This is a genomic window from Pseudomonas sp. Irchel s3h17, assembly GCF_900187505.1.
In the GTDB taxonomy this organism is placed as follows: Bacteria; Pseudomonadota; Gammaproteobacteria; order Pseudomonadales; family Pseudomonadaceae; genus Aquipseudomonas.
On record NZ_FYDL01000002.1, the window covers coordinates 47,126 to 70,563 of the forward strand.

At 60.3% G+C, this 23,438-nt stretch carries 21 protein-coding genes and 3 tRNA genes; 18 read left to right on the plus strand and 6 right to left on the minus strand.

Annotation, left to right across the window (positions count from 1 at the left end; translation table 11 throughout):
- Window positions 1–17: 17 nt before the first annotated feature.
- The 4 genes from CKW25_RS02290 to CKW25_RS02305 are packed head-to-tail and all read left to right on the plus strand — an operon-like array spanning window position 18 to window position 3,362.
- Window positions 18–746, plus strand: coding sequence for an ABC transporter permease (locus CKW25_RS02290; RefSeq protein ID WP_095077419.1), 729 nt, complete (start codon window positions 18–20; stop codon window positions 744–746).
- Window positions 743–1,453 carry an ABC transporter permease gene (locus tag CKW25_RS02295; RefSeq protein WP_095077420.1) on the plus strand — a complete coding sequence of 237 codons (711 nt, stop codon included), beginning with the start codon at window positions 743–745 and terminating at the stop codon, window positions 1,451–1,453. Before CKW25_RS02290 ends, CKW25_RS02295 begins: the two co-directional genes overlap by 4 nt.
- A gap of 12 nt (window positions 1,454–1,465) precedes the next feature.
- Window positions 1,466–2,584 (plus strand): succinylglutamate desuccinylase/aspartoacylase family protein, encoded by a 1,119-nt coding sequence (locus tag CKW25_RS02300; protein WP_095077421.1) that lies wholly within the window; start codon window positions 1,466–1,468, stop codon window positions 2,582–2,584.
- A 13-nt stretch (window positions 2,585–2,597) separates the two neighbouring features.
- Window positions 2,598–3,362 carry an ABC transporter ATP-binding protein gene (locus CKW25_RS02305; RefSeq protein WP_095077422.1) on the plus strand — a complete coding sequence of 255 codons (765 nt, stop codon included), beginning with the start codon at window positions 2,598–2,600 and terminating at the stop codon, window positions 3,360–3,362.
- Between the two features lie 45 nt (window positions 3,363–3,407).
- Here CKW25_RS02305 and CKW25_RS02310 read toward each other — a convergent pair whose 3' ends face one another.
- The 3 genes from CKW25_RS02310 to dcd all read right to left on the minus strand — a co-directional run bounded on the left by CKW25_RS02310 (window position 3,408) and on the right by dcd (window position 4,826).
- The gene (locus CKW25_RS02310) at window positions 3,408–3,785 is read right to left on the minus strand and encodes a hypothetical protein (protein WP_256577909.1); all 378 of its coding nucleotides are present in this window, start codon (window positions 3,783–3,785) and stop codon (window positions 3,408–3,410) included.
- Between the two features lie 157 nt (window positions 3,786–3,942).
- Window positions 3,943–4,152, minus strand: coding sequence for a hypothetical protein (locus tag CKW25_RS02315; RefSeq protein WP_095077424.1), 210 nt, complete (start codon window positions 4,150–4,152; stop codon window positions 3,943–3,945).
- Window positions 4,153–4,259: 107 nt separating this feature from the next.
- The gene (dcd, locus tag CKW25_RS02320; RefSeq protein ID WP_095077425.1) at window positions 4,260–4,826 is read right to left on the minus strand and encodes a dCTP deaminase; all 567 of its coding nucleotides are present in this window, start codon (window positions 4,824–4,826) and stop codon (window positions 4,260–4,262) included.
- Between the two features lie 355 nt (window positions 4,827–5,181).
- On the opposite strand from dcd, the gene CKW25_RS02325 reads away from it, so the two are divergent.
- On the plus strand, window positions 5,182–5,391 hold the full coding sequence (locus CKW25_RS02325; protein ID WP_002554837.1) for a cold-shock protein: 210 nt from the start codon (window positions 5,182–5,184) through the stop codon (window positions 5,389–5,391).
- Window positions 5,392–5,500: 109 nt separating this feature from the next.
- Here CKW25_RS02325 and CKW25_RS02330 read toward each other — a convergent pair whose 3' ends face one another.
- Window positions 5,501–6,508 carry a DUF481 domain-containing protein gene (locus CKW25_RS02330; protein WP_095077426.1) on the minus strand — a complete coding sequence of 336 codons (1,008 nt, stop codon included), beginning with the start codon at window positions 6,506–6,508 and terminating at the stop codon, window positions 5,501–5,503.
- Between the two features lie 164 nt (window positions 6,509–6,672).
- On the opposite strand from CKW25_RS02330, the gene CKW25_RS02335 reads away from it, so the two are divergent.
- The 4 genes from CKW25_RS02335 to CKW25_RS02350 all read left to right on the plus strand — a co-directional run bounded on the left by CKW25_RS02335 (window position 6,673) and on the right by CKW25_RS02350 (window position 11,446).
- Complete coding sequence (locus tag CKW25_RS02335) at window positions 6,673–7,026, plus strand: MGMT family protein (RefSeq protein ID WP_095077427.1); 354 nt, start codon at window positions 6,673–6,675, stop codon at window positions 7,024–7,026.
- A 44-nt stretch (window positions 7,027–7,070) separates the two neighbouring features.
- Window positions 7,071–8,633 carry an AmpG family muropeptide MFS transporter gene (locus tag CKW25_RS02340; RefSeq protein ID WP_095077428.1) on the plus strand — a complete coding sequence of 521 codons (1,563 nt, stop codon included), beginning with the start codon at window positions 7,071–7,073 and terminating at the stop codon, window positions 8,631–8,633.
- 126 nt (window positions 8,634–8,759) lie between these two features.
- Window positions 8,760–10,475 carry a proline--tRNA ligase gene (locus tag CKW25_RS02345; protein WP_095077429.1) on the plus strand — a complete coding sequence of 572 codons (1,716 nt, stop codon included), beginning with the start codon at window positions 8,760–8,762 and terminating at the stop codon, window positions 10,473–10,475.
- Between the two features lie 17 nt (window positions 10,476–10,492).
- On the plus strand, window positions 10,493–11,446 hold the full coding sequence (locus tag CKW25_RS02350) for a hypothetical protein (RefSeq protein ID WP_095077430.1): 954 nt from the start codon (window positions 10,493–10,495) through the stop codon (window positions 11,444–11,446).
- Window positions 11,447–11,496: 50 nt separating this feature from the next.
- Here CKW25_RS02350 and dinB read toward each other — a convergent pair whose 3' ends face one another.
- Window positions 11,497–12,558 (minus strand): DNA polymerase IV, encoded by a 1,062-nt coding sequence (dinB, locus tag CKW25_RS02355; RefSeq protein ID WP_095077431.1) that lies wholly within the window; start codon window positions 12,556–12,558, stop codon window positions 11,497–11,499.
- A 299-nt stretch (window positions 12,559–12,857) separates the two neighbouring features.
- Between dinB and CKW25_RS02360 the strand changes: the two genes are divergently transcribed.
- From CKW25_RS02360 to CKW25_RS02380, 5 genes are all read left to right on the plus strand, one after another.
- Window positions 12,858–12,934: transfer RNA gene (locus CKW25_RS02360), tRNA-Met, on the plus strand.
- A gap of 220 nt (window positions 12,935–13,154) precedes the next feature.
- Window positions 13,155–13,231: transfer RNA gene (locus CKW25_RS02365), tRNA-Met, on the plus strand.
- Window positions 13,232–13,452: 221 nt separating this feature from the next.
- A tRNA-Met gene (locus tag CKW25_RS02370) sits at window positions 13,453–13,529 on the plus strand.
- Between the two features lie 271 nt (window positions 13,530–13,800).
- Entirely contained in the window at window positions 13,801–16,443 is a 2,643-nt protein-coding gene (gene mprF, locus CKW25_RS02375; protein WP_095077432.1) for a bifunctional lysylphosphatidylglycerol flippase/synthetase MprF, read from the plus strand.
- Window positions 16,443–17,738: a virulence factor family protein gene (locus tag CKW25_RS02380; protein ID WP_095077433.1), complete on the plus strand. Its 1,296-nt coding sequence runs from the start codon at window positions 16,443–16,445 to the stop codon at window positions 17,736–17,738. The genes mprF and CKW25_RS02380 overlap by 1 nt, the downstream gene beginning before the upstream one ends.
- Window positions 17,739–17,801: 63 nt before the next feature.
- Here CKW25_RS02380 and CKW25_RS02385 read toward each other — a convergent pair whose 3' ends face one another.
- Complete coding sequence (locus CKW25_RS02385) at window positions 17,802–19,643, minus strand: potassium transporter Kup (RefSeq protein ID WP_371854640.1); 1,842 nt, start codon at window positions 19,641–19,643, stop codon at window positions 17,802–17,804.
- Between the two features lie 500 nt (window positions 19,644–20,143).
- Between CKW25_RS02385 and rimO the strand changes: the two genes are divergently transcribed.
- The 4 genes from rimO (at window position 20,144) to CKW25_RS02410 (ending at window position 23,395) form a co-directional block, all read left to right on the plus strand.
- Window positions 20,144–21,487, plus strand: coding sequence for a 30S ribosomal protein S12 methylthiotransferase RimO (rimO, locus tag CKW25_RS02395; RefSeq protein ID WP_095077436.1), 1,344 nt, complete (start codon window positions 20,144–20,146; stop codon window positions 21,485–21,487).
- A gap of 97 nt (window positions 21,488–21,584) precedes the next feature.
- On the plus strand, window positions 21,585–22,058 hold the full coding sequence (locus CKW25_RS02400; RefSeq protein ID WP_095077437.1) for a GNAT family N-acetyltransferase: 474 nt from the start codon (window positions 21,585–21,587) through the stop codon (window positions 22,056–22,058).
- Window positions 22,059–22,140: 82 nt separating this feature from the next.
- Window positions 22,141–22,851, plus strand: coding sequence for an rRNA pseudouridine synthase (locus CKW25_RS02405; protein WP_095077438.1), 711 nt, complete (start codon window positions 22,141–22,143; stop codon window positions 22,849–22,851).
- A gap of 76 nt (window positions 22,852–22,927) precedes the next feature.
- On the plus strand, window positions 22,928–23,395 hold the full coding sequence (locus CKW25_RS02410; protein ID WP_095077439.1) for a DUF1456 family protein: 468 nt from the start codon (window positions 22,928–22,930) through the stop codon (window positions 23,393–23,395).
- Window positions 23,396–23,438 lie beyond the last annotated feature (43 nt).

Sequence of the window (23,438 nt, forward strand, 5' to 3'; positions counted from 1 at the left end):
ATCAGGTCGCTGATTTTATGTTTGAACAACTCCTGCAAGACCTGGGGCTCTCTGCCTTCAGCTTGAAGGGCTTCGGCCCACTGCTGATGCAAGGCACCTGGATGACCATCAAATTGTCGGTGTTGTCGCTGCTGGTGGCCGTGTTACTTGGCCTGCTGGGCGCCAGCGCCAAGCTTTCCGCCTCCAGGCTGCTACGCATTCCGGCCCAGTTCTACACCACACTGATTCGCGGGGTACCGGACCTGGTACTGATGCTGCTGATTTTCTACAGCCTGCAAACCTGGCTGACATCCTTTACCGACTTCATGGAATGGGAATATATCGAAATCAACCCGTTCAGCGCCGGGGTCATCACCCTGGGCTTCATCTACGGCGCCTACTTCACCGAAACCTTTCGCGGCGCGATCATTGCCGTGCCCCGTGGCCAGGTCGAAGCAGCCACCGCCTATGGCCTCAAACGCGGCCAGCGCTTTCGCTTCGTGGTGTTCCCGCAAATGATGCGCTTTGCCCTGCCGGGTATCGGCAACAACTGGATGGTAATGCTCAAGGCCACCGCACTGGTGTCGATCATCGGCCTGGCCGATCTGGTCAAGGCTGCCCAGGACGCCGGCAAAAGTACCTATCAACTGTTCTATTTCCTGGTGCTCGCGGCCTTGATCTACCTGGTGATCACCAGCGTGTCGAACATTGTCCTGCGCAGGCTTGAACGCCGTTATGCCGCAGGCAGCAGGGAGGCCGTACGATGATCGAACTTCTACAGGAGTACTGGCGGCCGTTCCTCTACAGCGATGGCTACCACATCACCGGCCTGGCCATGACGATGTGGCTGCTCAGCGCCTCGATCTTCATCGGCTTCGTGGTGTCGATCCCGCTGTCGATAGCCCGGGTTTCGCCACACTTCTACATCCGCTGGCCGGTGCAGTTCTACACCTACCTGTTCCGGGGGACGCCGCTCTATATCCAGTTGCTGATCTGCTACACCGGGATCTACAGCCTGGCCGCGATCCGCGCGCAGCCGGTGCTGGATGCGTTCTTTCGCGATGCGATGAACTGCACCATCCTGGCGTTTGCCCTGAACACTTGCGCCTACACCACGGAGATTTTCGCCGGGGCAATTCGCAACATGGCCCACGGCGAAGTCGAAGCGGCCAAGGCCTACGGCCTGACCGGCTGGAAGCTGTATGCCTACGTGATCATGCCATCTGCCCTGCGTCGTTCGCTGCCGTACTACAGCAACGAAGTGATCCTGATGCTGCACTCGACCACCGTGGCCTTTACCGCGACCATCCCCGACGTACTGAAAGTCGCCCGCGACGCCAACTCCGCGACCTTCATGACCTTCCAGTCGTTCGGCATCGCCGCGCTGATTTACCTGACCGTTACCTTTGCGCTGGTCGGCCTGTTCCGACTGGCCGAACGCCGCTGGCTGGCGTTCCTTGGGCCGACTCACTAGGACTTCCTGCTCATGCGCCACCAGATTCATGACTTGCTGGCCCCATTGCCGGGCACCACGCGACAGATCCATAGCTTCCACTTCGGCCCGACGCAGGGCCAGGGCAAGATCTACATCCAGTCCTCGCTGCACGCCGACGAACTGCCCGGCATGCTGGTCGCCTGGCACCTCAAGCTGCGCCTGGCGGAACTTGAAGCCGCCGGTCGCCTGCGCAGCGAAATCGTGCTGGTGCCCGTCGCCAACCCGATCGGCCTGGAACAGGTGCTGATGGATGTGCCGCTCGGGCGCTACGAGCTGGAGAGCGGTCAGAACTTCAATCGCTGGTTCGTCGACCTGAGCGAAGAGATCGGCAACGAGATCGAAGGCCGGCTCAGCGATGACCCGCAACACAACCTGGCACTGATCCGCAGCCACCTGCGCAGTGCGCTGGCGCGGCAGACCGCCAGCACCCAACTGCAATCCCAGCGCCTGGCCCTGCAGACACTGGCGTGTGACGCGGACATGGTGTTGGACCTGCATTGTGATTTCGAAGCGGTCACGCACCTGTACACCACCCCTGACGCCTGGCCCCAGGTCGAACCCCTGGCACGCTACATTGGCGCCGAGGCCAGCCTGCTGGCCACCGACTCGGGCGGCCAGTCGTTCGACGAATGCTTCACCTTGCTCTGGTGGCAACTGCAGGAGCGTTTCGGTGAGCACTTCGACATTCCGATGGGCAGTTTCTCGGTCACCGTAGAGCTGCGCGGCCAGGGTGATGTCAACCATCCCCTGGCCAGCCTCGACAGCCAGGCGCTGATCGACTATCTGACGCACCATGGCGCGATTGAAGGTCAGGCCCCGCCCTTGCCGGAGCTGCCCTACCCTGCCACGCCGCTCGCTGGCGTAGAGCCGGTGACCACGCCGATTGGCGGCTTGCTGGTGTACCACGTGCTACCGGGTGAATACCTGCAGGCCGGGCAATTGATCGCTGAGATCATTGACCCCATCAGTGACCGGGTCACACCGGTTCACTGCACCAACGCCGGCCTGCTGTACGCCCGCTCCACGCGACGCATGGCCACGGCCGGCATGGTGATTGCCCATGTTGCAGGTCTTGAAGCGTATCGCACCGGCTACCTACTTTCGCCTTGAGGATGTTTGCCCCATGTACAAACTGACCATTGAAGGCCTGCACAAGAGTTACGGCAGCCATGAAGTACTCAAGGGCGTTTCGCTGAAGGCCAAGACTGGTGATGTGATCAGCCTGATCGGCGCCAGCGGCTCGGGCAAGAGTACCTTCCTGCGCTGTATCAACTTTCTCGAGACTCCCAACGACGGCGCCATGAGCATGGACGGCCAGGCCATCCGCATGATCAAGGATCACCACGGCATGCGCGTGGCGGACGAAGCCGAGCTGCAACGACTGCGTACGCGTCTGGCCATGGTGTTCCAGCACTTCAACCTGTGGAGCCACATGACCGTGCTGGAAAACATCACCATGGCCCCGCGCCGGGTGCTGGGCGTGAGCAAAAAGGAGGCTGAAGAGCGTGCTCGCCGCTATCTGGACAAGGTCGGCCTGGCAGAGCGGGTGGCGGACCAGTACCCGGCGTTCCTCTCCGGAGGCCAGCAACAGCGCGTGGCCATTGCCCGTGCGCTGGCGATGGAACCGGAAATCATGCTGTTCGATGAACCGACCTCGGCCCTGGACCCGGAACTGGTCGGCGAGGTGCTCAAGGTGATCCAGGGCCTGGCCGAAGAAGGCCGGACCATGATCATGGTCACCCATGAAATGAGCTTCGCACGCAAAGTGTCCAACCAGGTGCTGTTTCTGCACCAGGGGCTGGTGGAAGAGGAAGGGACACCCGAGGATGTACTGGGCAACCCGAAGAGCGAACGCCTGAAACAGTTCCTCAGTGGCAATCTGAAGTAGCTGGAAACGGGAGCCGGCCTGGCTGGCTCCCACAACCATCCCGGGTCAGGTGACTGCTTCGTGCTCCAACCTGAAGCTGCCATTTTCTACCACGATGCCATTGGCATCCGTCCCAGTGAAACGCCCGGCGAACTGCGCGTCCCCGCCTACCGTCAGCACCAGAGTGCCCAGCGGATAAAGCTCCGCTTCAGTGGCTTCAGTCACATGGATTACCGAGGGTAGCCCGAGCTCAAGCTGAAAGGTTCCCGTTTCGATATCTGGAGGCAAGTAAACCAGAAACGCCTCCCCCTGATCGTTACTCGCCTCGATGCAATGAACACCTTCGCGGGCGAAATAATGCACACCTTCTGCTACACGAAACGCTTGACGACCATCGGCTGTGATCAAATCAGCACTGAAATGGCCCGATCGATTTGAACTCATCAGAAATTCCTTTTCCATTTTCAGGGATAACGGCTCAGCCCCGGCCTTTTACACAAGCAGGCACGACGAGCCGGCCGCGATCAAAGCACGGCCCGCCTGCCAGAAGGTTTCACAGGCACACACAGTTATTTCCGAGTATGAGCGGCCAGGCCGGTCATCACACTACAGGGGCAGGAGGCGGCTCATCCGGCAGGGTTGGTTCACCGGGCTCGCTGGGCTGTTCGTTGGGGGTGTCCGGGTCGGGTTGACCGGGGATCCCGCCAGCCTGGGTGACGGCCGGATGCGCCAGCAATGACCAGGCCAGCACACCCACTTGGTTGGGTTCGAGCCTGGCCAGTTCGGCACTAATTCGAGGATCGATCTTCATTGCGCACTCCTGAGCGATGGCCCGACCCGCCTTGCGCGGATCGGAGCAGTACACTCCATAGAGTGTACGCTCGCTCAAGAATTCATACGCGTTGTCAGACGGTTGACTCAGGTGCGCGGCAGGGTCACGCCACGCTGGCCCTGGTACTTGCCGCCACGGTCCTTGTAAGACACTTCGCACTCTTCATCGGATTCGAAGAACAGCATCTGCGCCACGCCTTCATTGGCATAAATCTTGGCCGGCAGCGTGGTGGTGTTGGAAAATTCCAGGGTCACGTGGCCTTCCCATTCCGGCTCCAGCGGCGTGACGTTGACGATGATGCCGCAACGCGCATAGGTGCTCTTGCCCAGGCAGATGGTCAGCACGTTGCGCGGGATCCGGAAGAATTCGACGGTACGGGCCAGCGCGAACGAGTTCGGCGGGATGATGCAGACATCGCTTTTGACGTCGACGAAGCTCTTCTCATCGAAGTTCTTCGGATCGACGGTCGCCGAATTGATGTTGGTGAACACCTTGAACTCATCGGCGCAACGCACGTCGTAGCCGTAGCTCGACACCCCGAAGGAAATCAGCCGGTCGGCGCCTTCGCCACGCATCTGGCGCTCTACGAAGGGCTCGATCATCGCGTGCTCTTGCGCCATGCGGCGAATCCACTTGTCCGATTTGATGCTCATGGCGGGTGTCCTGAAATAGCGAGGTGGAAAAATTCTGTCCGGCATCTTACCGGGGCACGCCGCCGGGTTCAAAGTCCGGGGCTGGATAAATCGCCGATCCCCTTAATATCAGAAGCCGTGCGTCGCTCATGCGCACCGTCAGTCACGAAAACAGAGAAACCTTCGCAAAGACCATTGGCACGTACCAGAAAAAGGGTTAAGGTGGCGCCACTGTGCTGCTTGTGTCACTGAGAATCTCTACACGATATGTTGAATTTCGATCCAACCATCTACAAGAATTTTTCCTGCTCTTTGCACTCAGTCTCGGCCAGGGTTCTTCCTGAGTCGCAGTTATCTTTGTTCAAGGAGTTACACCATGTCTAATCGCCAAACCGGTACCGTTAAGTGGTTCAACGATGAAAAAGGCTTCGGCTTCATCACTCCACAATCCGGTGACGACCTGTTCGTTCACTTCAAAGCTATCCAATCCGACGGCTTCAAAAGCCTGAAAGAAGGCCAACAGGTTTCTTTCATCGCTACCCGCGGTCAGAAAGGCATGCAAGCTGAAGAAGTTCAAGTTATCTAACTTGTACTGATTTAGTAAAAAGCCCCGCCCTCAAAGCGGGGCTTTTTTGTGCCCGGGTGTTTTGTACGGAAAAATGTCTGCAACACGGCCAGCCACACCACTGCGCGCCTTACCAGGTCACCCCAAACCCCGCGGAATAATGGGTCTTGTCCAGGTCGCTCTCCTGCGTGCCTTTGATTTCATTGCGCTCGGCCTTCAGATTGAGCGACGCCCAGTCCGTCACCCTGTAACGCAATCCAGCCTCGGCATCGAGTGCGTAGTCCGCCACGCTGGACAGGGGCTTGCCCACCTCACCAGTGGTGAACAGCTCGACCGACCGGCCAATCAGGTAGCGGTTGTAGTCCCACTTCATCGCCAGGGAGTAGAAATTGTCCCGCCCTCCCTGCGTGTACTCATAGTCGGTTCGATTCAACAGCGAGCCTAGCGAAAACGCACCCAACTCATCATCCCAGAACTGATAGCCCGGCCCCGTACCCACGGTGCGCTGCAGCTTCAAGTCTTCAACCTTGTCGCGCTTGTAGTTGAATCGCCCTTGCCAGAACCACTGCTCGGTAATAAAGCGGTCGAGGGCATATTCCGCACGCCAGTTATCCGTGGTCACCACCTCATCCTGGAACTCGCGGTTGTATTCGCCTTCCGCCGTGTGACGCCAATGACCATGACGCGCACTGGTCTTGAAATCGATGGCGTAGTCATCCGTCTTGTTTTCCGAGCGCTCGTAATCCAGCGCGACGTCGACATTGCCCTTCCACACCATATCCTCGACCACCGGTCGGGGCTTGAGCATTTGCTGAATACTGGCCAGCTCCACGGTTTTCGGCGCATCACCGTTGGCCAACGTGACCTTGCCTGCATCGGCCGCCTGCAACGATTTGGCCACCTCTGCACTGTAGTCGTCCTGCTTGACCAGCAGTTGCTGATCACTTTCCAGGGTCTTGACCTGCTTCCAGTCGATCGCAACCGCCCCGGCGTACTCCGTCTGGATCAACAACTTGCCGCCGTCGAACAGCCTGATCTTGCCACTCAAGCGATCACCATTCTTCAACCAGACAGTGTCGGCGAGTGCTGGCGTGCAGGCAGAGAGGACGGCGAGGCACAACAAGGTTCTGGACAGCATAAGCAACGACAACACTCAGGTTCGCGAAAAAAGGCGGCATTATCCCATAGAGAACACCCAAGCAAGGACTGACCGGGGTATTTGCATCGAGTTCATTTATCATTGGATCATTGGCGCCTTGAGCCACCAACGGTACGACGCCCCCTTTCCAAGGAAACCCGGACGTGAGTGACTGCGAGAACGAGCCCCAGGACCCGGCACACATCCGCCGAACGGCACTCTACGTCACCCTGGCGCAAGTGCCGGAAGGCAAGGTCGTCAGTTACGGCCAACTCGCGGAACTGGCCGGCCTTGGGCGCGCCGCTCGCTGGGTGGGACGTACCCTCAGCCAATTGCCCGCGGACAGCACGCTGCCCTGGCACCGCGTACTCGGCGCGGGCGGCCGGATCAGCCTGCCAGCAGGCACCCCATCGGGCGACGAACAACGGGCGCGATTGCGCATGGAAGGCGTCAGTATCCTGAACAATCGTGTTGATATTCAGCGCCATGGCTGGCGCCCGGTAGAGCACAGCGGTTAGAGTGCGCGCTTTGTTTCCGTATATTTTGAGGCAGACTCCAGCCCATGCCCCGTAAAACCTGGCGCGCCGCGCTCGCCGCTTATGCCAGCCCCTCGACGCTCGTGCTGTTGCTGCTGGGCTTCGCCGCCGGCCTGCCCTACATGCTTGTGTTTTCGACGCTTTCCGTCTGGCTGCGTGAGGCCGGCGTGGCCCGCGAAACCATTGGCTACGCAAGCCTGATCGGGCTGGCCTATGCCTTCAAATGGGTCTGGTCGCCACTGCTCGACCAGTGGCGCCTGCCGCTGCTGGGCAAACTGGGCCGACGACGATCCTGGCTGGTGCTGTCGCAAATCCTGGTGATCCTGGGCCTGATCGGCATGGGCTTCTGCGACCCGCAAAAACACCTGTCCTGGTTGATCGCGATTGCCGTGGTGGTGGCCTTTGCCTCGGCTACCCAGGACATTGCCGTCGACGCCTACCGCCTGGAAATCGTCGACGACACACACCAGGCCGCACTGGCCGCCAGCTACATGTCCGGCTATCGGGTTGCTGCCTTGCTGGCCACCGCAGGCGCCCTGTTCTTTGCCGAAGGCTTCGGCTCCACCGGTTTCAATTACAAACACTCGGCCTGGACCGGTACCTACGTCCTCTTTGGCCTGCTGATGGTCCCGGCGCTGGTGACCTGCCTGCTCATGCGCGAACCGCCAGTGCCGCTGCGCACACAACTGTCTGCCGGCCGCTACAGCTTTGTGCACCAACTGGCATCCGTGTTCGTCCTGATCGTGCTGCTGGTGTCCGTACCGGCCATGTTCACCCAGCTCTACAACACCGACTTTGCCAGCGTACTGTTCGGCGACGCCAACCTGTTCGACCTGCTGCTGGAAGACCGCGCTTTCCTGCGCGCCATCCTCTACATCACCTTCACTGCCATGTGCCTGTCGACCATGGGCCGGCGGGGCCTGGCCCCGGTGCTGACACCGGTCAACGACTTTGTCATGCGCTATCGCTGGCAAGCCTTGTTGCTGCTCGGCCTGATTGCCACCTACCGCATGTCCGACACCGTGATGGGCGTCATGGCCAACGTGTTCTACATCGACCTGGGCTTCACCAAGGACCAGATCGCCGGGGTGAGCAAGATCTTCGGCCTGATCATGACCCTGATCGGCGCCGGCATGGGCGGCCTGCTGATCGTGCGTTTCGGCATCCTGCCCATCCTGTTCATCGGCGGCGCGGCCTCGGCCGGCACCAACATCCTGTTCGTGATGCTCGCCGACATGGGCGCCAACCTGCAGATGCTGATTGCCACCATCTCCCTGGACAACTTCAGCTCCGGCCTGGCGACATCGGCCTTCGTGGCCTACCTGTCGAGCCTGACCAACCTGAAGTTCTCGGCCACCCAATACGCCTTGCTCAGCTCGATCATGTTGCTGCTGCCGCGCCTGATCGGCGGCTACACCGGGGTCATGGTGGAAACGTTTGGTTACCACGACTTCTTCATCATCACCGCCCTGCTTGGCATCCCGACCCTCGTCCTGATCCTTGTGCACTGGTACCAGGAAAGCCGCCGCGAAGGCCCGACGCCGACACAGACGCCGGAGCCCACCCAGACGACTAACGCCATCGAGTAATCGCGGACAGCGCGGGGCTTTCCCCGCGCCCGGGTGATACCCTCGGCTGCACGCCTGTACGTCAGCGGATCTCGCCCGTACAATGTTTCGTCATTTCTAGTCTTCAGCAACCGACAACGGCCTACCATGCGCACCAGTCAATTTTTGCTCGCCACACAGAAAGAAACGCCTTCCGATGCGGTCGTCATCAGCCACCAGCTGATGCTGCGAGCCGGCATGATCCGCAAACTTGCCTCGGGCCTGTACACCTGGCTGCCCATGGGCCTGCGGGTAATGCGCAAGGTTGAAGCCGTCGTTCGCGAAGAAATGAACGCCGCCGGCTCTCTCGAAGTGTTGATGCCGAGCACTCAACCGTCTGAGCTGTGGCAGGAATCCGGTCGCTGGGAAGAGTACGGCCCTGAGCTGCTGCGCTTCAAGGATCGCCATGGTCGCGATTTCTGCGCAGGTCCGACTCACGAGGAAGTGATCACCGACCTGATGCGCAACGAGTTGAGCAGCTACAAGCAGCTGCCGATCAACCTGTACCAGATCCAGACCAAATTCCGTGATGAAATCCGCCCACGCTTCGGCCTGATGCGCGGCCGCGAGTTCATCATGAAGGACGCCTACTCCTTCCACGCCGATCAGCCATCGCTGCAGGCCACCTACGACCGCATGCACCAGGCTTATTGCAACGTGTTTACCCGCCTGGGCCTGAAGTTCCGCCCGGTTGAAGCCGACAACGGCTCGATCGGCGGTGCCGGTTCCCACGAGTTCCACGTACTGGCCGAGTCCGGTGAAGACGACATCGTTTTCAGCAACGGTTCCGACTACGCGGCGAACATCGAGAAAGCCGAAGCCGTGCCACGGGAAACTTCCCGCGCCGCAGCCACCGAAGAACTGCGTCTGGTCGACACCCCGAACGCCAAGACCATCGCGCAACTGGTCGAAGGCTTCAACCTGCCGATTGAAAAGACCATCAAGACCCTGGTGGTGCACGCCGAAGAAGCCGGCAAGCTGATCGCGCTGATCATTCGCGGCGACCACGAGCTCAACGAAATCAAGGCCGCCAATCAGCCTGGCGTTGCCAGCCCGCTGGTCATGGCCTCCGAAGCCGAACTGCGTGACGCCATCGGCGCCGGCGCCGGTTCCCTCGGCCCGCTGAACCTGCCGCTGCCAATCATCATCGACCGCTCGGTCGAACTGATGAGCGACTTCGGCATCGGCGCCAACATCGACGACAAGCACTACTTCGGCGTCAACTGGGAACGCGACCTGCCGGTTCCGACCGTGGCCGACCTGCGCAACGTCGTGGCCGGCGACCCGAGCCCCGACGGCAAAGGCACCCTGGAAATCAAGCGCGGCATCGAAGTCGGACACATCTTCCAGCTGGGCAACAAGTACAGCAAGGCGATGAAGTGCGAAGTGCTGGGCGAGAACGGCAAGCCGGTGACCCTGGAAATGGGTTGCTACGGTATCGGCGTGTCCCGCGTGGTGGCGGCAGCCATCGAGCAGAACAACGACGAGAAAGGGATCATCTGGAGCGACACCCTCGCACCTTTCCAGATTGCCCTGGTGCCATTGCGCTACGAAACCGACCTGGTTCGCGAAGCCACCGACAAGCTCTACGCAGAACTGACAGCGGCCGGCTTCGAAGTACTGCTGGATGATCGCGACAAGAAAACCAGCCCGGGCATCAAGTTCGCGGACATGGAGCTGATCGGCATTCCTCACCGGATCGTGGTCAGCGACCGCGGCCTGGCCGAAGGCAACCTGGAATACAAGAGCCGTACCGAGGCCGAGCCGCAAGCGTTGCCGGTCGCCGACGTGCTGTCGTTCCTTCAGGCTCGTATCCGCCGCTGACACCAGATAGAGACCTCATGTTCAAGCGAAACACCTTAAGCCTCGGTGGTGCTGCCCTGTGCAGCACCCTGCTGCTCAGCGGCTGCGCCAATCAAATGTCGCAGCGCAGCGAGCACGAGGAGCGTATCGAGCGAAAACTGCTCGATCACAGCCTGCAGATCGATGTCGGTGAGCCTAAGGTGCTTGAGCTGCCGCAACGCCGGGTACGGATAAACGAACAGAAGACCTTCGAGGTCACCGAGTTCGAAGTCACCCGTCACTACGATCGCTATACGCCATACCAACCCTGGCGGGAGGTCTACGAGATCCCGCTGGGCGCGGTCGCGGTGGTCGCCGGCGTCGGCGCCAATGTGGTCAATGTCTTCGCCCTGGGCAACCTGCCGGACAGTGCCACCAAGGACTGGATCAGCTACGGCTTTGCCGGGCTCAACCCGTTCATGAACGTACAGTCCCACGGACGCGCGCAACAGAACCTGGCGGGCATCGATGAAGTCCAGCGCGACAAGCGCACGGAGTACTCGAGCCTGCCCTGGAGCGAACGCCCGGTAGAGGTCAAGACCGGCAAGCAGACCTTCGAGCTCACCACCGACCGCAATGGCCTGTTGCGCTTGAACCTGCTCGACAGCCCGTTCTCGGAAAACGACCTGAGCCACATCAACACGCTGCACATTTCCGTCGCGGATGCCCAGGATGATGTGCACACAAACTCATCACTGGCCATCAGCAGCAACTTGCGCAGCAAGCTGCTGGAAGCCCACGAACTGATTTACGACGACCTCGAGGACGACGAAGTCAGCCAGTGGGTACACCGGGTCAAGCGGCTGTCGGAGCTGGGCCTGGAAGAGGAAGCCAGCGAACTTGAACAGAGCCTGATCGAACTGACTCGCAACGATCCCGAGTTGCAGAGTGAGTTCCTCAAGTCCCTGACCAAGGATGCCGGACGGCTGGTGGCCGACCCTGGCCCGAATTGATCTGACGCTTCACGGACAAGCCTCGCCCCTACCCCGGTAGGCGCGAGGTCTTACCGGCCAAATAGATCCAGTTGCTCGAACCCGCCCCGCAGATCCTGCAAACGCACGCCAATCCCCAGCAATCGCACCGGCTTGCCACCCCGATTGAATGCCTGTGTCAGCAACAGCTGAAAACTGCCCAAATCCCGCCCCGCGCCGGCCTGCTCCAGCGTTGTCTGGGTAAAATCATGAAACTTCACCTTCACGAACGGCTTGCCCGGACGGTAACTGCTGTCGATGCGGGCCATGCGCCCATTCAGGGACTCCAGCAACGCTGGCAGCTTGTCCAGGCAGCTGACCAGGTCTGGCAGATCGACGTCGTAGGTGTTTTCCACGCTCACCGACTGCCGCCGACTGTCGTTCTGCACCTGCCGCTCATCAATCCCACGCGCCAGCCCCCATAACCGCTCGCCGAAACTGCCGAACTCGCGCACCAGCGCCAGCTTGTTCCACTCGCGCAACTGCAGGCAGTCGACGATCCCCAGTCGGGCCAGCTTGTCCGCCGTGACCTTCCCCACCCCATGCAACTTGCTTACTGGCAGCTGCGAGACAAAATCCTCGACCTGATCCGGCGTGATCACAAACAACCCGTTGGGTTTTTTCCAGTCACTGGCGATCTTTGCCAGGAACTTGTTCGGCGCCACGCCTGCCGACACCGTGATATGCAACTGATTGGAGACCCGGCGCCGGATATCCTGGGCAATTCGCGTGGCACTGCCCGCGAAATGGGTACTCTCGGACACATCGAGGTAAGCCTCGTCCAGCGACAGGGGCTCGATCAGCTCGGTGTAATCGCGAAAGATGGCCTGGATTTCCTTCGACGCCTCTCGATAGGCTTCCATCCGCGGCTTGACGATGACCAGGTCCGGGCACAGCTTCAGTGCATGTCGCGAAGACATCGCCGACCGTACCCCAAAGGCTCGTGCCTCATAGTTGCAGGTTGCAATGACGCCCCGCCGGTCCGCCGAACCACCCACGGCCAGCGGCTTGCTGGCCAGCGTTGGGTCGTCACGCATCTCGATGGCAGCATAAAAGCAGTCGCAGTCGACGTGAATGATTTTGCGTTGCGTCATATCAAGGCGGTGTTCAATGAAGGAAAAGGAACCCAAACAAGCCAGATCACCAGTATCTCACTGACAACTGTATATAGCACCAGTACCTTGAATCTTCTCTCCCGAGGGTAGGACAGGTGATTGGTGGATTTATTTTTTCAATCGAGTTCAAGCCGCCAATAGAGCTGAAAGCCTTGCACAGCAAGCCCTCAAGCCCATAACCCTCCTGACAAAAAACGCTAACCGATTGAACAGACAGCATTTTTTCTGAATCAATCGTTGACAGCACCCTGATCCTCTGTAGAATGCCGACACACAGACGCGGGATGGAGCAGTCTGGTAGCTCGTCGGGCTCATAACCCGAAGGTCGTCGGTTCAAATCCGGCTCCCGCAACCAAACATCAAAAAAGGCTACTCGAAAGAGTGGCCTTTTTTGTGCGTGCATGTTTTACCCCTCCCCCTGGGGAGCAAACATCGAGATACGATAATTTTTCTTTGTACATCTGATACTTAACCGCAAACCCACAACCGCTTGGGGTGAATTCAGGTTTATTTGACCCCGCGAACAATTAACGGTTGACACTCAGGCGTTCACCTGTAGGATGCCGACACACAGACGCGGGATGGAGCAGTCTGGTAGCTCGTCGGGCTCATAACCCGAAGGTCGTCGGTTCAAATCCGGCTCCCGCAACCAAACATCAAAAAAGGCTACTCGAAAGAGTGGCCTTTTTTGTGCGTGCGTGTTTTTACCTCTCCCCCTGCGGAGCAAACACCGAGACACGATAAGTTCTCGTTGTGCGTCCGAGACTTAACCGTACACCCAGGACCGCTTGAGGCGAATTTACGTTTATTTGACCGCGTGTATAATTAACAGTTGACACTCCGGCGTTCGCCTGTAGAATGCCGCCACACAGACGCGGGATGGAGCAGTCTGGTAGCTCGTCGGGCTCATAACCCGAAGGTCGTCGGTTCAAATCCGGCTCCCGCAACCAAACATCAAAAAAGGCTACTCGAAAGAGTGGCCTTTTTTGTGCCTGTCGAAAAACCCTTTCGTAACAATAGCCTGGCAACTCGCTGCCCGCCCCCCCTCGCCCTCCCGCCTCCAACATCTCAAGCTATGCTCAAGCACAAGTCTGCCTTGCGCATTGGCGACGCACATCCGCGGGGCGATACGCGTTAATATTTGTAACTATTTTTTTCTGCAGGGATTGGTAACTTGGCTGGATACCCCCATCCTGTCGCGCACAATCCAAGAGGTGATTGATGCGCGCCAACTCGTCTGACTCACAAGACACCGTGACAGGAACTCAACCGATCAACGCCAGCCGCTTGCACTGGCTGGACCTGATCAGCAAATACCGCCAGCCCATTGGCTTGGCAGTGACGCTGCTGTTGTTCGCGATCGCCCTGATTGCCTGTCGTCATCTATTAAGCGAACTCGACCTCTACGCCCTGCACGATTCGATCCTGCAAGTCCCGCAGCCAGCCTTGCTCGGCGCATTGGGCGCAACGATTGTCGGCTTCATGGTGTTGCTCGGCTATGAATGGTCGGCGACGCGTTTTGCCGGCGTAACCCTGCCAGCCCGCACCCTGTTTCTGGGGGGCTTCACTGCATTCGCAATCGGCAATGCCATCGGCCTGTCGCTACTGTCGGGCGGCTCGGTGCGCTATCGCCTATACGCGCGCCACGGCCTGGGGGCGGCAGAAGTCGCCCGCATGACCCTGTTTGCCAGTTTGTCTCTGGGCTGTGCCCTGCCTCCGCTGGCCGCCCTGGCCACGTTGAGCAACCTGCCCGCCGCGTCTGTTGCACTGCACGTGTCGCAACCTGTGCTGGCGGCGATTGCGATTGCCATACTGCTGCTGTGCGCGATCCTGGCGATCGGCCTCTACCGTCGTCGCCTGCCCGAGCAGCCATATGCGGATAATTTGCTGGTGCGTATCGGTCGGCGAACCCTGCGCCTGCCAGGCCGGCGCCTGACCTTCCTGCAACTGATCATCACCGCGCTCGACGTGGCGGCTGCCGCGACCGTTCTGTACCTGCTGCTACCGCAGGCTCCCCCCTTCGGTGCGTTCCTGCTGGTTTATCTTCTGGCCCTGGCCGCGGGCGTGCTCAGCCACGTACCGGGGGGAGTCGGGGTATTCGAAGCCATCTTGCTGGCCGCGTTCGCCGACACGCTCGGTGCCGCACCACTGGCCGCCGCACTGCTGCTGTATCGGCTGATCTATGTGATCCTGCCGATGCTGGCGGCGTGCATTCTGCTGTTGATCAATGAAGCCCAGCGACTGTTCACCACCCGTGAAGCATTGCGCACCGCCTCCGGGCTGGCTGCGCCGGTACTGGCCGTGTTGGTATTTCTCTCCGGCGTGGTCCTGCTGTTCTCCGGCGCCACGCCAGAGATCGATACTCGCCTGGAACATATCGGCTTTCTGATCCCTCATCGCCTGATTGACGCGTCGCACTTCGGCGCCAGCCTGATCGGCGTGCTGTGCCTGCTGCTGGCCCAGGGCTTGCGCCGCCGGCTGTCGGCCGCATGGATGCTGACCACCGTGTTGCTGCTGGCTGGCGCCCTGCTTTCGCTGCTCAAGGGTTTCGACTGGGAAGAAGCCAGCCTGCTGATCCTGACGGCCAGCCTGCTGGCCATTTTCCGTCGCTCGTTCTATCGCCCCAGCCGCCTGACCGAACTGCCCTTCTCGCCCCTGTACCTGGTGGCCAGCGTCTGCGTACTGGGTGCCTCGATCTGGTTGCTGCTGTTTGCCTATCAGGACGTGCCCTACAGCCACGAACTCTGGTGGCAATTCACCCTGGACTCCGATGCGCCCCGTGGCCTGCGCTCGCTGCTCGGCGCCGCGGTGGTACTGGTGGTCGTGTCGCTGACCTGGTTGCTGCGCACCGAACGCCCGGTGATCCACCTGCCCGACAACACCGAGCTGGATAAGGCCCAGAAGATTCTGCTGGCCTCGGCGCAGCCGGACGGAGGCCTGGCCCTGACCGGTGACAAGGCGCTGCTGTTCAACCCCGACGACAACGCCTTCCTGATGTACGCGCGCCGTGGCCGCAGCCTGGTGGCGCTGTACGACCCGATCGGACCGCCCCAGCAGCGCGCCGAGATGATCTGGCAGTTCCGCGATCTGTGCGACCTGCACCACGCCCGCCCGGTGTTCTACCAGGTGCGTGCCGAGAACCTGCCCTACTACATGGACATCGGCCTGACCGCGATCAAGCTTGGCGAGGAAGCCCGGGTCGACCTGCAGCGCTTCGACCTCGACGCCAAGGGCAAGGAGATGAAAGACCTGCGATACACCTGGAACCGTGGCACCCGCGATGGTTTGTCGCTGGAGATCTTCGAACCAGGGCAGGCACCGATGGACGAACTGAAAGTCATCTCCGACGCCTGGCTCACTGGCAAGAACGTGCGCGAGAAAGGCTTCTCGCTCGGCCGCTTCAGCGACGACTACCTGAAGCACTTTCGCATTGCGATCATTCACTTTGAAGGCCGCCCGGTGGCGTTCTCCAACCTGCTCGAGACCTACAGCCACGACCTGGCCAGCCTCGACCTGATGCGTGCACACCCCGAAGCCCCGAAGCTGACCATGGAATTCATGATGGTCGGCCTGATTCAATATTATAAAAGCCATGGCTATGCACGCTTCAGCCTGGGCATGGTCCCATTGTCAGGCTTGCAGCCGCGTCGCGGTGCGCCACTGACCCAGCGCCTCGGCTCGATGGTGTTCCGCCGAGGCGAGCAGCTCTACAATTTCCAGGGGCTGCGCCGCTTCAAAGACAAGTTCCAGCCCGACTGGGAACCCCGCTACATGGCCGTACCCGCCGGACTCGATCCGCTGGTGGCACTGGCCGATACCGCCGCCCTGATTGCGGGCGGCTTGACTGGATTGGTGAAACGCTGATGATCCGACGTGCCTGGCGGTATGTACTGGCCACTCTGGTGGTACTGGCTGTAATACTCGGCGGTGGCTACTGGTACTGGAACCGCCCCGCCCCCGAACCAACCCTGGAAGTGCTGGCGCCGCCTGACGGCGCACCCATGACCCGGGTCATTCCTGGCTCGACGCCCCACGCCCGGGTGGTGGTTGCGGTGACCGATGAACAGAAGCTGAGCGACAAGCAACTGATTGCCCTGAGCCGTGGCGGTGCCGCGCAGATCGTGCAAGTGATCCTGCCCAAGGACTGCCTGCTGCAAGGGCGGGCGCTGCAATCGGCACTCAGGGAACTCAAGGGCCCGGCGACGCTGGTCAGCGGCATCGGTCCGGGCGCGGTACTGGCCTGGCGCTGGCTGGCCGAACAGCAGGACGACAAGTCCCAGGCGGTCTCGGTCGACCTGGCCCTGGAAAAACCCGGCTGCACCCACCTGCTGCCAAAAAGCGCCGCCCATGGCCATTGGCTGGTGGCCTGGAACGACAACCCGGACGATACCAGTGCCGGTTTCGTGCGCGACCAACCCAATGCCCAAACCAGCATCAGCGACTATGACATCAACTTGCCGCAAGTCCTCAACAACGAGCTGCGCAAGATCCTCGTCGGCTCCGACAAGGGCAATGGCGGGCTAAGCATCCCCGTGGTCGAGGTGCCTGCCGGCCAAGCCAGGGACACGGTCACCCTGTTCCTGTCCGGCGACGGCGGCTGGCGCGACCTGGACCGTGACGTGGCCGGGGAGATGGCGAAGATCGGCTACCCGGTGGTCGGCATCGACACCCTGCGCTACTACTGGCAGCACAAAAGTCCTGAGCAAAGCGCCATCGACCTGGGCGAACTGATGCAGCACTACCGGCAGAAATGGGGCACCAAGCGCTTCATCCTCACCGGCTATTCGTTTGGTGCGGACGTATTGCCTGCCATCTACAACCGCCTGCCCGAGTCGGAGCAACAGCGTGTCGACGCGATCATTCTGCTGGCCTTCGCCCGCACCGGCAGCTTCGAGATCGAAGTCGAAGGCTGGCTCGGCAATGCGGGCAAGGAAGCCGCCACCGGCCCGGAAATGGCCAGGCTGCCGGCGGCCAAGGTCGTGTGCATCTACGGCGCGGAAGAGGCCGATGAAAGCGGCTGCACCGACAAGACAGCCGTCGGCGAAGCCGTGAAGCTGCCCGGCGGACACCATTTCGACGAGAACTACCCGGCCCTGGCTCAGCGCCTGGTCGACATCATCGAAAAGCGCCAGGACAAGAACAAAGTCGCTGAAGAGTGACCTGACCCGCGCCCGATAAAAAGCCCCCGCTGCCGCCAGGCAACGGGGGCTTTTTCGTGCGGCTTACATCTCGATCTGGGTGCCCAGTTCGATCACTCGATTCAACGGCAGTTTGAAGAAGCGCAGGTTGCCGTTGGCGTTTTTCAGCATGAAGGCGAACAACACCTCACGCCAACGGGCCATTCCCACCAGTTTGGAGGTGATGACCGTCTCGCGACTGAGAAAATAGGTAGTGCGCATCGGACTGAAATCCAGCGCCTCGAGATGGCACAGCTTCAGGGCCTGCGGCACGTCCGGCTCATCGATGAAACCGAAGTGCAGGATCACCCGGAAGAAGCCTTCACCATAGGCATCCACCTCAAAGCGGCGTTGCACCGGCACCCGTGGAATGTCTTCGTAGACCACCGTCAGTAGCACTACCTGCTCGTGCAACACCTGGTTGTGCAGCAGGTTGTGCAGCAAGGCATGAGGTACCGCATCCGGGCGGGCGGTGAGAAACACGGCAGTGCCCTGAACCCGATGCGGCGGCTGCACGCGAATACTGCTGATGAAAATCGGCAGCGGCAGCCCGCCCTCATCCATACGATCCACCAATAGCTCCTTACCGCGCTTCCAGGTGGTCATCAGCACGAATAGCACAATCCCTGCCAATACCGGGAATGCACCACCCTGCAAGATCTTGGGCACGTTAGCGGCGAAGAACAGGCCGTCCACCAACAGGAAACCCAGCAGAATCGGCACGGTAAGAATCGGTGACCATTTCCACAGCAGCAACATCACCGCCGATACCAGAATACTGGTGATCAGCATGGTCCCGGTCACTGCAACGCCGTAGGCCGACGCCAGCGCGCCGGACGACTCAAAACCGAGCACCAGCAGAATCACGCCGACCATCAACGCCCAGTTCACAGCGCCAATGTAAATCTGCCCCTGTTCGGCACTCGAGGTGTGCTGAATGTACATGCGTGGGATGTAGCCAAGCTGGATCGCCTGACGCGTCAGGGAGAATGCGCCAGAGATCACTGCCTGGGAGGCAATCACCGTCGCCAGGGTCGCCAGAACGACCAACGGCACCAGCGCCCAGCTTGGCGCCAACAGGTAGAACGGGTTACGCGCGGCCTCTGGATTCTCAAGCAGCAGTGCGCCTTGGCCAAAGTAGTTGAGCACCAGGGCCGGCAGCACCAACGCGAACCAGGCGCGGGCAATCGGCTTGCGCCCAAAGTGGCCCATGTCGGCATACAGCGCTTCCGCTCCCGTCAGAGCCAGCACTACCGCACCGAGGATCGCCACCCCCATACCCGGGTGAACGATGAAGAAGCGCACACCCCAGACCGGGTTCAATGCATGGAGTACTTCGGGATGCTGAGAAATGCCGTTGATGCCCAACACGCCCAGCACCACAAACCACAACACCATTACCGGACCGAACAGTTTGCCGATGCGATCAGTGCCGTGTTTCTGAATCAGGAACAACCCCACCAGCACAATCAGCGCCAACGGCACGACCCAGCGCTCCAGCCCGTCAAATGCCAGCTCCAGCCCTTCCACCGCAGAGAGTACGGAGATCGCCGGGGTGATCATGCTGTCCCCATAGAACAGCGCTGCGCCGATCAACCCGAGGATGACCAACACCGTGCGCAGCTTCGGATAGGGAGAGGCTGCACGTCGCGCCAGTGCCGTCAGTGCCATGATCCCGCCCTCGCCCTGGTTATCGGCGCGCAGGATGAACAGCACGTACTTGATCGAAACGACCCACACCAGCGACCAGAAAATCAGTGCGAGAATCCCGAACACGCCATCGTGATTGACCGGCACCCCATAATGACCGGCAAACACCTCTTTAAGGGTGTAAAGCGGGCTGGTACCGATATCGCCATACACCACCCCGACCGCCGCCACCAGCATCCCCAAGGGTTTTGCTACCCCGGAATGCTCCGAGCTCACCGCCTGACTACTTGCCTGACCCATCAACAACTCCTGCCCACCAAGACCGGGGCTTCATTCAAAGCACGGCGCAGATCGTGCGCCTGCGCTGTACAAACCGGTACAGACTGATGTGCAGCCTGCGCTGTTTTACTTGTTGATACAGACGATTCATTGACGAACCAAATACACTTGGGCCCAACGGCGCGAAGCATAGCGCAGCACTCGTCGTATTTCCCTGCATAAAGCTGGTCAAGCGCGCTGACCATCGCTAGAATTGCGCACTTTTTGATCAGAGGCAGGCGTCCTGTCTCGCGAATCACTGCTGACTTCTTGACGAATGACGGTTGCCGCCATGCTGCCTTGCCTGGCAACAACAGTCATTCGTCAAAAAACGGCGTATTCACGAGACAGGACGCTAAGCGCCCATCTGTCGCCTTGCCGTCTTCGGCTGGAGGCGTCATAAAACACCGAGGTTAGACATGTCCACCACTCCTGCGTCAGCCAATCCCAAGGTTGGCTTCGTATCCCTGGGTTGCCCGAAAGCGCTCGTCGACTCCGAGCGCATCCTTACCCAACTGCGCATGGAAGGCTATGACGTCGTGTCCACCTATCAGGACGCTGATGTCGTGGTGGTCAACACCTGCGGCTTCATCGACTCGGCCAAGGCCGAATCCCTGGAAGTGATCGGCGAAGCCATCAAGGAAAACGGCAAGGTCATCGTGACCGGCTGCATGGGCGTCGAAGAAGGCAACATTCGCGACGTGCACCCAAGCGTACTGGCCGTCACCGGCCCGCAGCAGTACGAACAAGTGGTCAACGCCGTGCACAAAGTCGTGCCGCCACGCCAGGACCACAACCCGCTGATCGACCTGGTGCCGCCACAAGGCATCAAGCTGACACCGCGCCACTATGCCTACCTGAAGATCTCCGAAGGCTGCAACCACAGCTGCAGCTTCTGCATCATCCCGTCGATGCGCGGCAAACTGGTCAGCCGCCCGGTGGGCGACGTGCTCGACGAAGCCCAGCGCCTGGTCAAGTCCGGCGTCAAGGAACTGCTGGTGATCTCCCAGGACACCAGCGCCTATGGCGTTGACGTCAAGTACCGCACCGGTTTCTGGAACGGCGCGCCGGTAAAAACCCGCATGACCGAGCTGTGCGAAGCCCTGAGCACCCTCGGTGTCTGGGTTCGCCTGCACTACGTCTACCCGTACCCGCACGTTGACGAACTGATCCCGCTGATGGCCGCCGGCAAGATCCTGCCGTACCTGGACATCCCGTTCCAGCACGCCAGCCCGAAAGTGCTCAAGGCCATGAAACGCCCGGCCTTCGAAGACAAGACCCTGGCGCGCATCAAGAACTGGCGCGAAATCTGCCCGGACCTGATCATCCGCTCGACCTTCATCGTTGGCTTCCCGGGCGAAACCGAAGAAGACTTCCAGTACCTGTTGAACTGGCTGACCGAAGCCCAGCTCGACCGCGTCGGCTGCTTCCAGTACTCGCCGGTTGAAGGCGCTCCGGCCAACGACCTGAACCTGGACATCGTGCCGGACGACGTCAAGCAAGACCGCTGGGACCGCTTCATGGCGCACCAGCAGGCCATCAGCTCGGCGCGCCTGCAGATGCGCATTGGCCGCGAGATCGAAGTGCTGGTCGATGAAGTCGACGAGCAAGGCGCCGTTGGCCGCTGCTTCTTCGATGCCCCGGAAATCGACGGTAACGTGTTCATCGACAACGGCAGCAACCTCAAGCCAGGCGACAAGGTCTGGTGCAAGGTGACCGACGCCGACGAGTACGATCTGTGGGCTGAACAGATCCAATCGTAAAAAATACGCAAAGCCCCGCTCTCCAGACGAGATGCGGGGCTTTTTTACGACTATCGTTTGGATCAGGGAACTCACTCACCACAAGGGGCAGGCGGGCATGCGCCATCATTCGGTCATCCACACGCCGAAACACAGCGACTACGAAGAGCTCACCCGGGTCTGGGAGGCGTCGGTACGTGCCACCCATGATTTTTTGCCGGACCCTTACATCGAGCGCTTGAGAACCCTGGTGCTGAACTGCTACCTGGACGCCGTGATGCTGATTTGCACCCGTGACAAGCATCAGCGCATCACCGGGTTCGCCGGCGTGGCCGCGGGCAAGATCGAGATGCTGTTCATTGCCCCCGAACACCGCGGCAAAGGCCTGGGCCAACAACTGCTGCGCTATGCCCTGGAGCACCTCAACGCCGATGAGCTGGACGTCAACGAACAGAACCCGCAAGCCCTTGGCTTCTATTTGAAACAGGGCTTTGAAGTCATCGGACGCTCGGAAGTCGATGGCATGGGGCAGCCCTATCCCTTGCTGCACATGCGTTTTAAACAGCCTCAGCAGCAGGCCCTGCGCGGCTAAAAGCCACACGAGGCAAATGGACCCGCGATTAACCGGCGCGAGGCAGGTACAATGCCTGCCCCCTTTTTGTTACGGCCCTGTCATGACCGACCCCATTCGTCTCTCCAAACGCCTCATCGAGCTCGTCGGCTGCTCCCGTCGGGAGGCTGAGCTGTTCATTGAGGGCGGCTGGGTCACCGTGGACGGCGAAGTCATCGACGAGCCCCAGTTCAAGGTCGACACCCAGAAAGTCGAGCTCGATCCAGAAGCCAAGGCCACCGCGCCGGAGCCGGTGACCATCCTGCTGAACGTTCCCGTGGGCATGGATGCGGACACCGCCATGGCGACGATCAGCGCCGAAACTCTGAGCGAAGAACACCGCTACGGCAAACGTCCGCTCAAGGGCCACTTCCTGCGGCTGACCGCCAGTACCGACCTGCAGGCCAATGCCAGCGGTTTGCTGGTGTTCACCCAGGACTGGAAGATCCTGCGCAAACTCACTGCCGATTCCAACAAGATCGAGCAAGAGTATGTGGTCGAGGTTGAAGGCGATATGGTGGCTCACGGCCTCAACCGCTTGAACCACGGCCTGACCTACAAGGGCAAGGAACTGCCAGCGGTCAAAGCCAGCTGGCAGAACGAAAACCGCCTGCGCTTTGCGATGAAGAACCCACAACCGGGCGTGATTGCCCTGTTCTGCCAGGCCGTCGGCCTGAGGGTCGTCGCCATCCGCCGTATCCGCATCGGCGGCGTGTCCATCGGCAAGGTGCCGTTGGGGCAATGGCGCTACCTGTCCGGCAAAGAGAAGTTCTAAGACTTTTCACGCCGCCATACATTTCGGCACCGCAGTTTTGTGCGGCGCCCACTGCTGAATATCAGGATTGCACACCATGATTCATAACGACGTACTGCGCAGCGTGCGCTACATGCTCGACATCAGTGACAAGAAAGTCATCGAGATCATCAAGCTCGGCGGCATGGACGTGACCATGGAAGACCTGGTGACGTACCTCGATAAGAAAGAGGAAGACGAGGAAGGCTTCGTACGCTGCCCGGACGACGTCATGGCGCACTTCCTCGATGGTCTGGTGATCTTCAAGCGCGGCAAGGACGAAAGCCGTCCGCCGCAGCCCATCGAGCTGCCGGTGACCAACAACATCATCCTGAAGAAGCTGCGCGTGGCTTTCGAACTGAAAGAAGACGACATGCACGCCATCCTCAAGGCGGCCGAGTTCCCGGTGTCCAAGCCTGAACTGAGCGCACTGTTCCGCAAGTTCGGCCACACCAACTACCGCACGTGCGGCGACCAGTTGCTGCGTAACTTCCTCAAGGGCCTGACGTTGCGCGTCAGAGCGTAAGACAGCGACAAGCTGCAAGCTACAAGTCAAGGCTTGTCGCTTG

Coding starts and splice junctions, on each gene's coding strand:
- CKW25_RS02305 (WP_095077422.1), top strand. CDS start 2,598: ATGTACAAACTGACCATTGAAGGCCTGCACAAGAGTTACGGCAGCCAT.
- CKW25_RS02400 (WP_095077437.1), top strand. CDS start 21,585: ATGCGCCATCATTCGGTCATCCACACGCCGAAACACAGCGACTACGAA.
- CKW25_RS02325 (WP_002554837.1), top strand. CDS start 5,182: ATGTCTAATCGCCAAACCGGTACCGTTAAGTGGTTCAACGATGAAAAA.
- CKW25_RS02315 (WP_095077424.1), bottom strand. CDS start 4,152: ATGAAGATCGATCCTCGAATTAGTGCCGAACTGGCCAGGCTCGAACCC.
- CKW25_RS02340 (WP_095077428.1), top strand. CDS start 7,071: ATGCCCCGTAAAACCTGGCGCGCCGCGCTCGCCGCTTATGCCAGCCCC.
- mprF (WP_095077432.1), top strand. CDS start 13,801: ATGCGCGCCAACTCGTCTGACTCACAAGACACCGTGACAGGAACTCAA.
- CKW25_RS02330 (WP_095077426.1), bottom strand. CDS start 6,508: ATGCTGTCCAGAACCTTGTTGTGCCTCGCCGTCCTCTCTGCCTGCACG.
- CKW25_RS02350 (WP_095077430.1), top strand. CDS start 10,493: ATGTTCAAGCGAAACACCTTAAGCCTCGGTGGTGCTGCCCTGTGCAGC.
- CKW25_RS02380 (WP_095077433.1), top strand. CDS start 16,443: ATGATCCGACGTGCCTGGCGGTATGTACTGGCCACTCTGGTGGTACTG.
- CKW25_RS02290 (WP_095077419.1), top strand. CDS start 18: ATGTTTGAACAACTCCTGCAAGACCTGGGGCTCTCTGCCTTCAGCTTG.
- CKW25_RS02405 (WP_095077438.1), top strand. CDS start 22,141: ATGACCGACCCCATTCGTCTCTCCAAACGCCTCATCGAGCTCGTCGGC.
- CKW25_RS02310 (WP_256577909.1), bottom strand. CDS start 3,785: ATGAGTTCAAATCGATCGGGCCATTTCAGTGCTGATTTGATCACAGCC.
- rimO (WP_095077436.1), top strand. CDS start 20,144: ATGTCCACCACTCCTGCGTCAGCCAATCCCAAGGTTGGCTTCGTATCC.
- CKW25_RS02385 (WP_371854640.1), bottom strand. CDS start 19,643: ATGCTGGTGGCGGCGGTCGGGGTGGTGTATGGCGATATCGGTACCAGC.
- CKW25_RS02295 (WP_095077420.1), top strand. CDS start 743: ATGATCGAACTTCTACAGGAGTACTGGCGGCCGTTCCTCTACAGCGAT.
- dcd (WP_095077425.1), bottom strand. CDS start 4,826: ATGAGCATCAAATCGGACAAGTGGATTCGCCGCATGGCGCAAGAGCAC.
- dinB (WP_095077431.1), bottom strand. CDS start 12,558: ATGACGCAACGCAAAATCATTCACGTCGACTGCGACTGCTTTTATGCT.
- CKW25_RS02300 (WP_095077421.1), top strand. CDS start 1,466: ATGCGCCACCAGATTCATGACTTGCTGGCCCCATTGCCGGGCACCACG.
- CKW25_RS02410 (WP_095077439.1), top strand. CDS start 22,928: ATGATTCATAACGACGTACTGCGCAGCGTGCGCTACATGCTCGACATC.
- CKW25_RS02345 (WP_095077429.1), top strand. CDS start 8,760: ATGCGCACCAGTCAATTTTTGCTCGCCACACAGAAAGAAACGCCTTCC.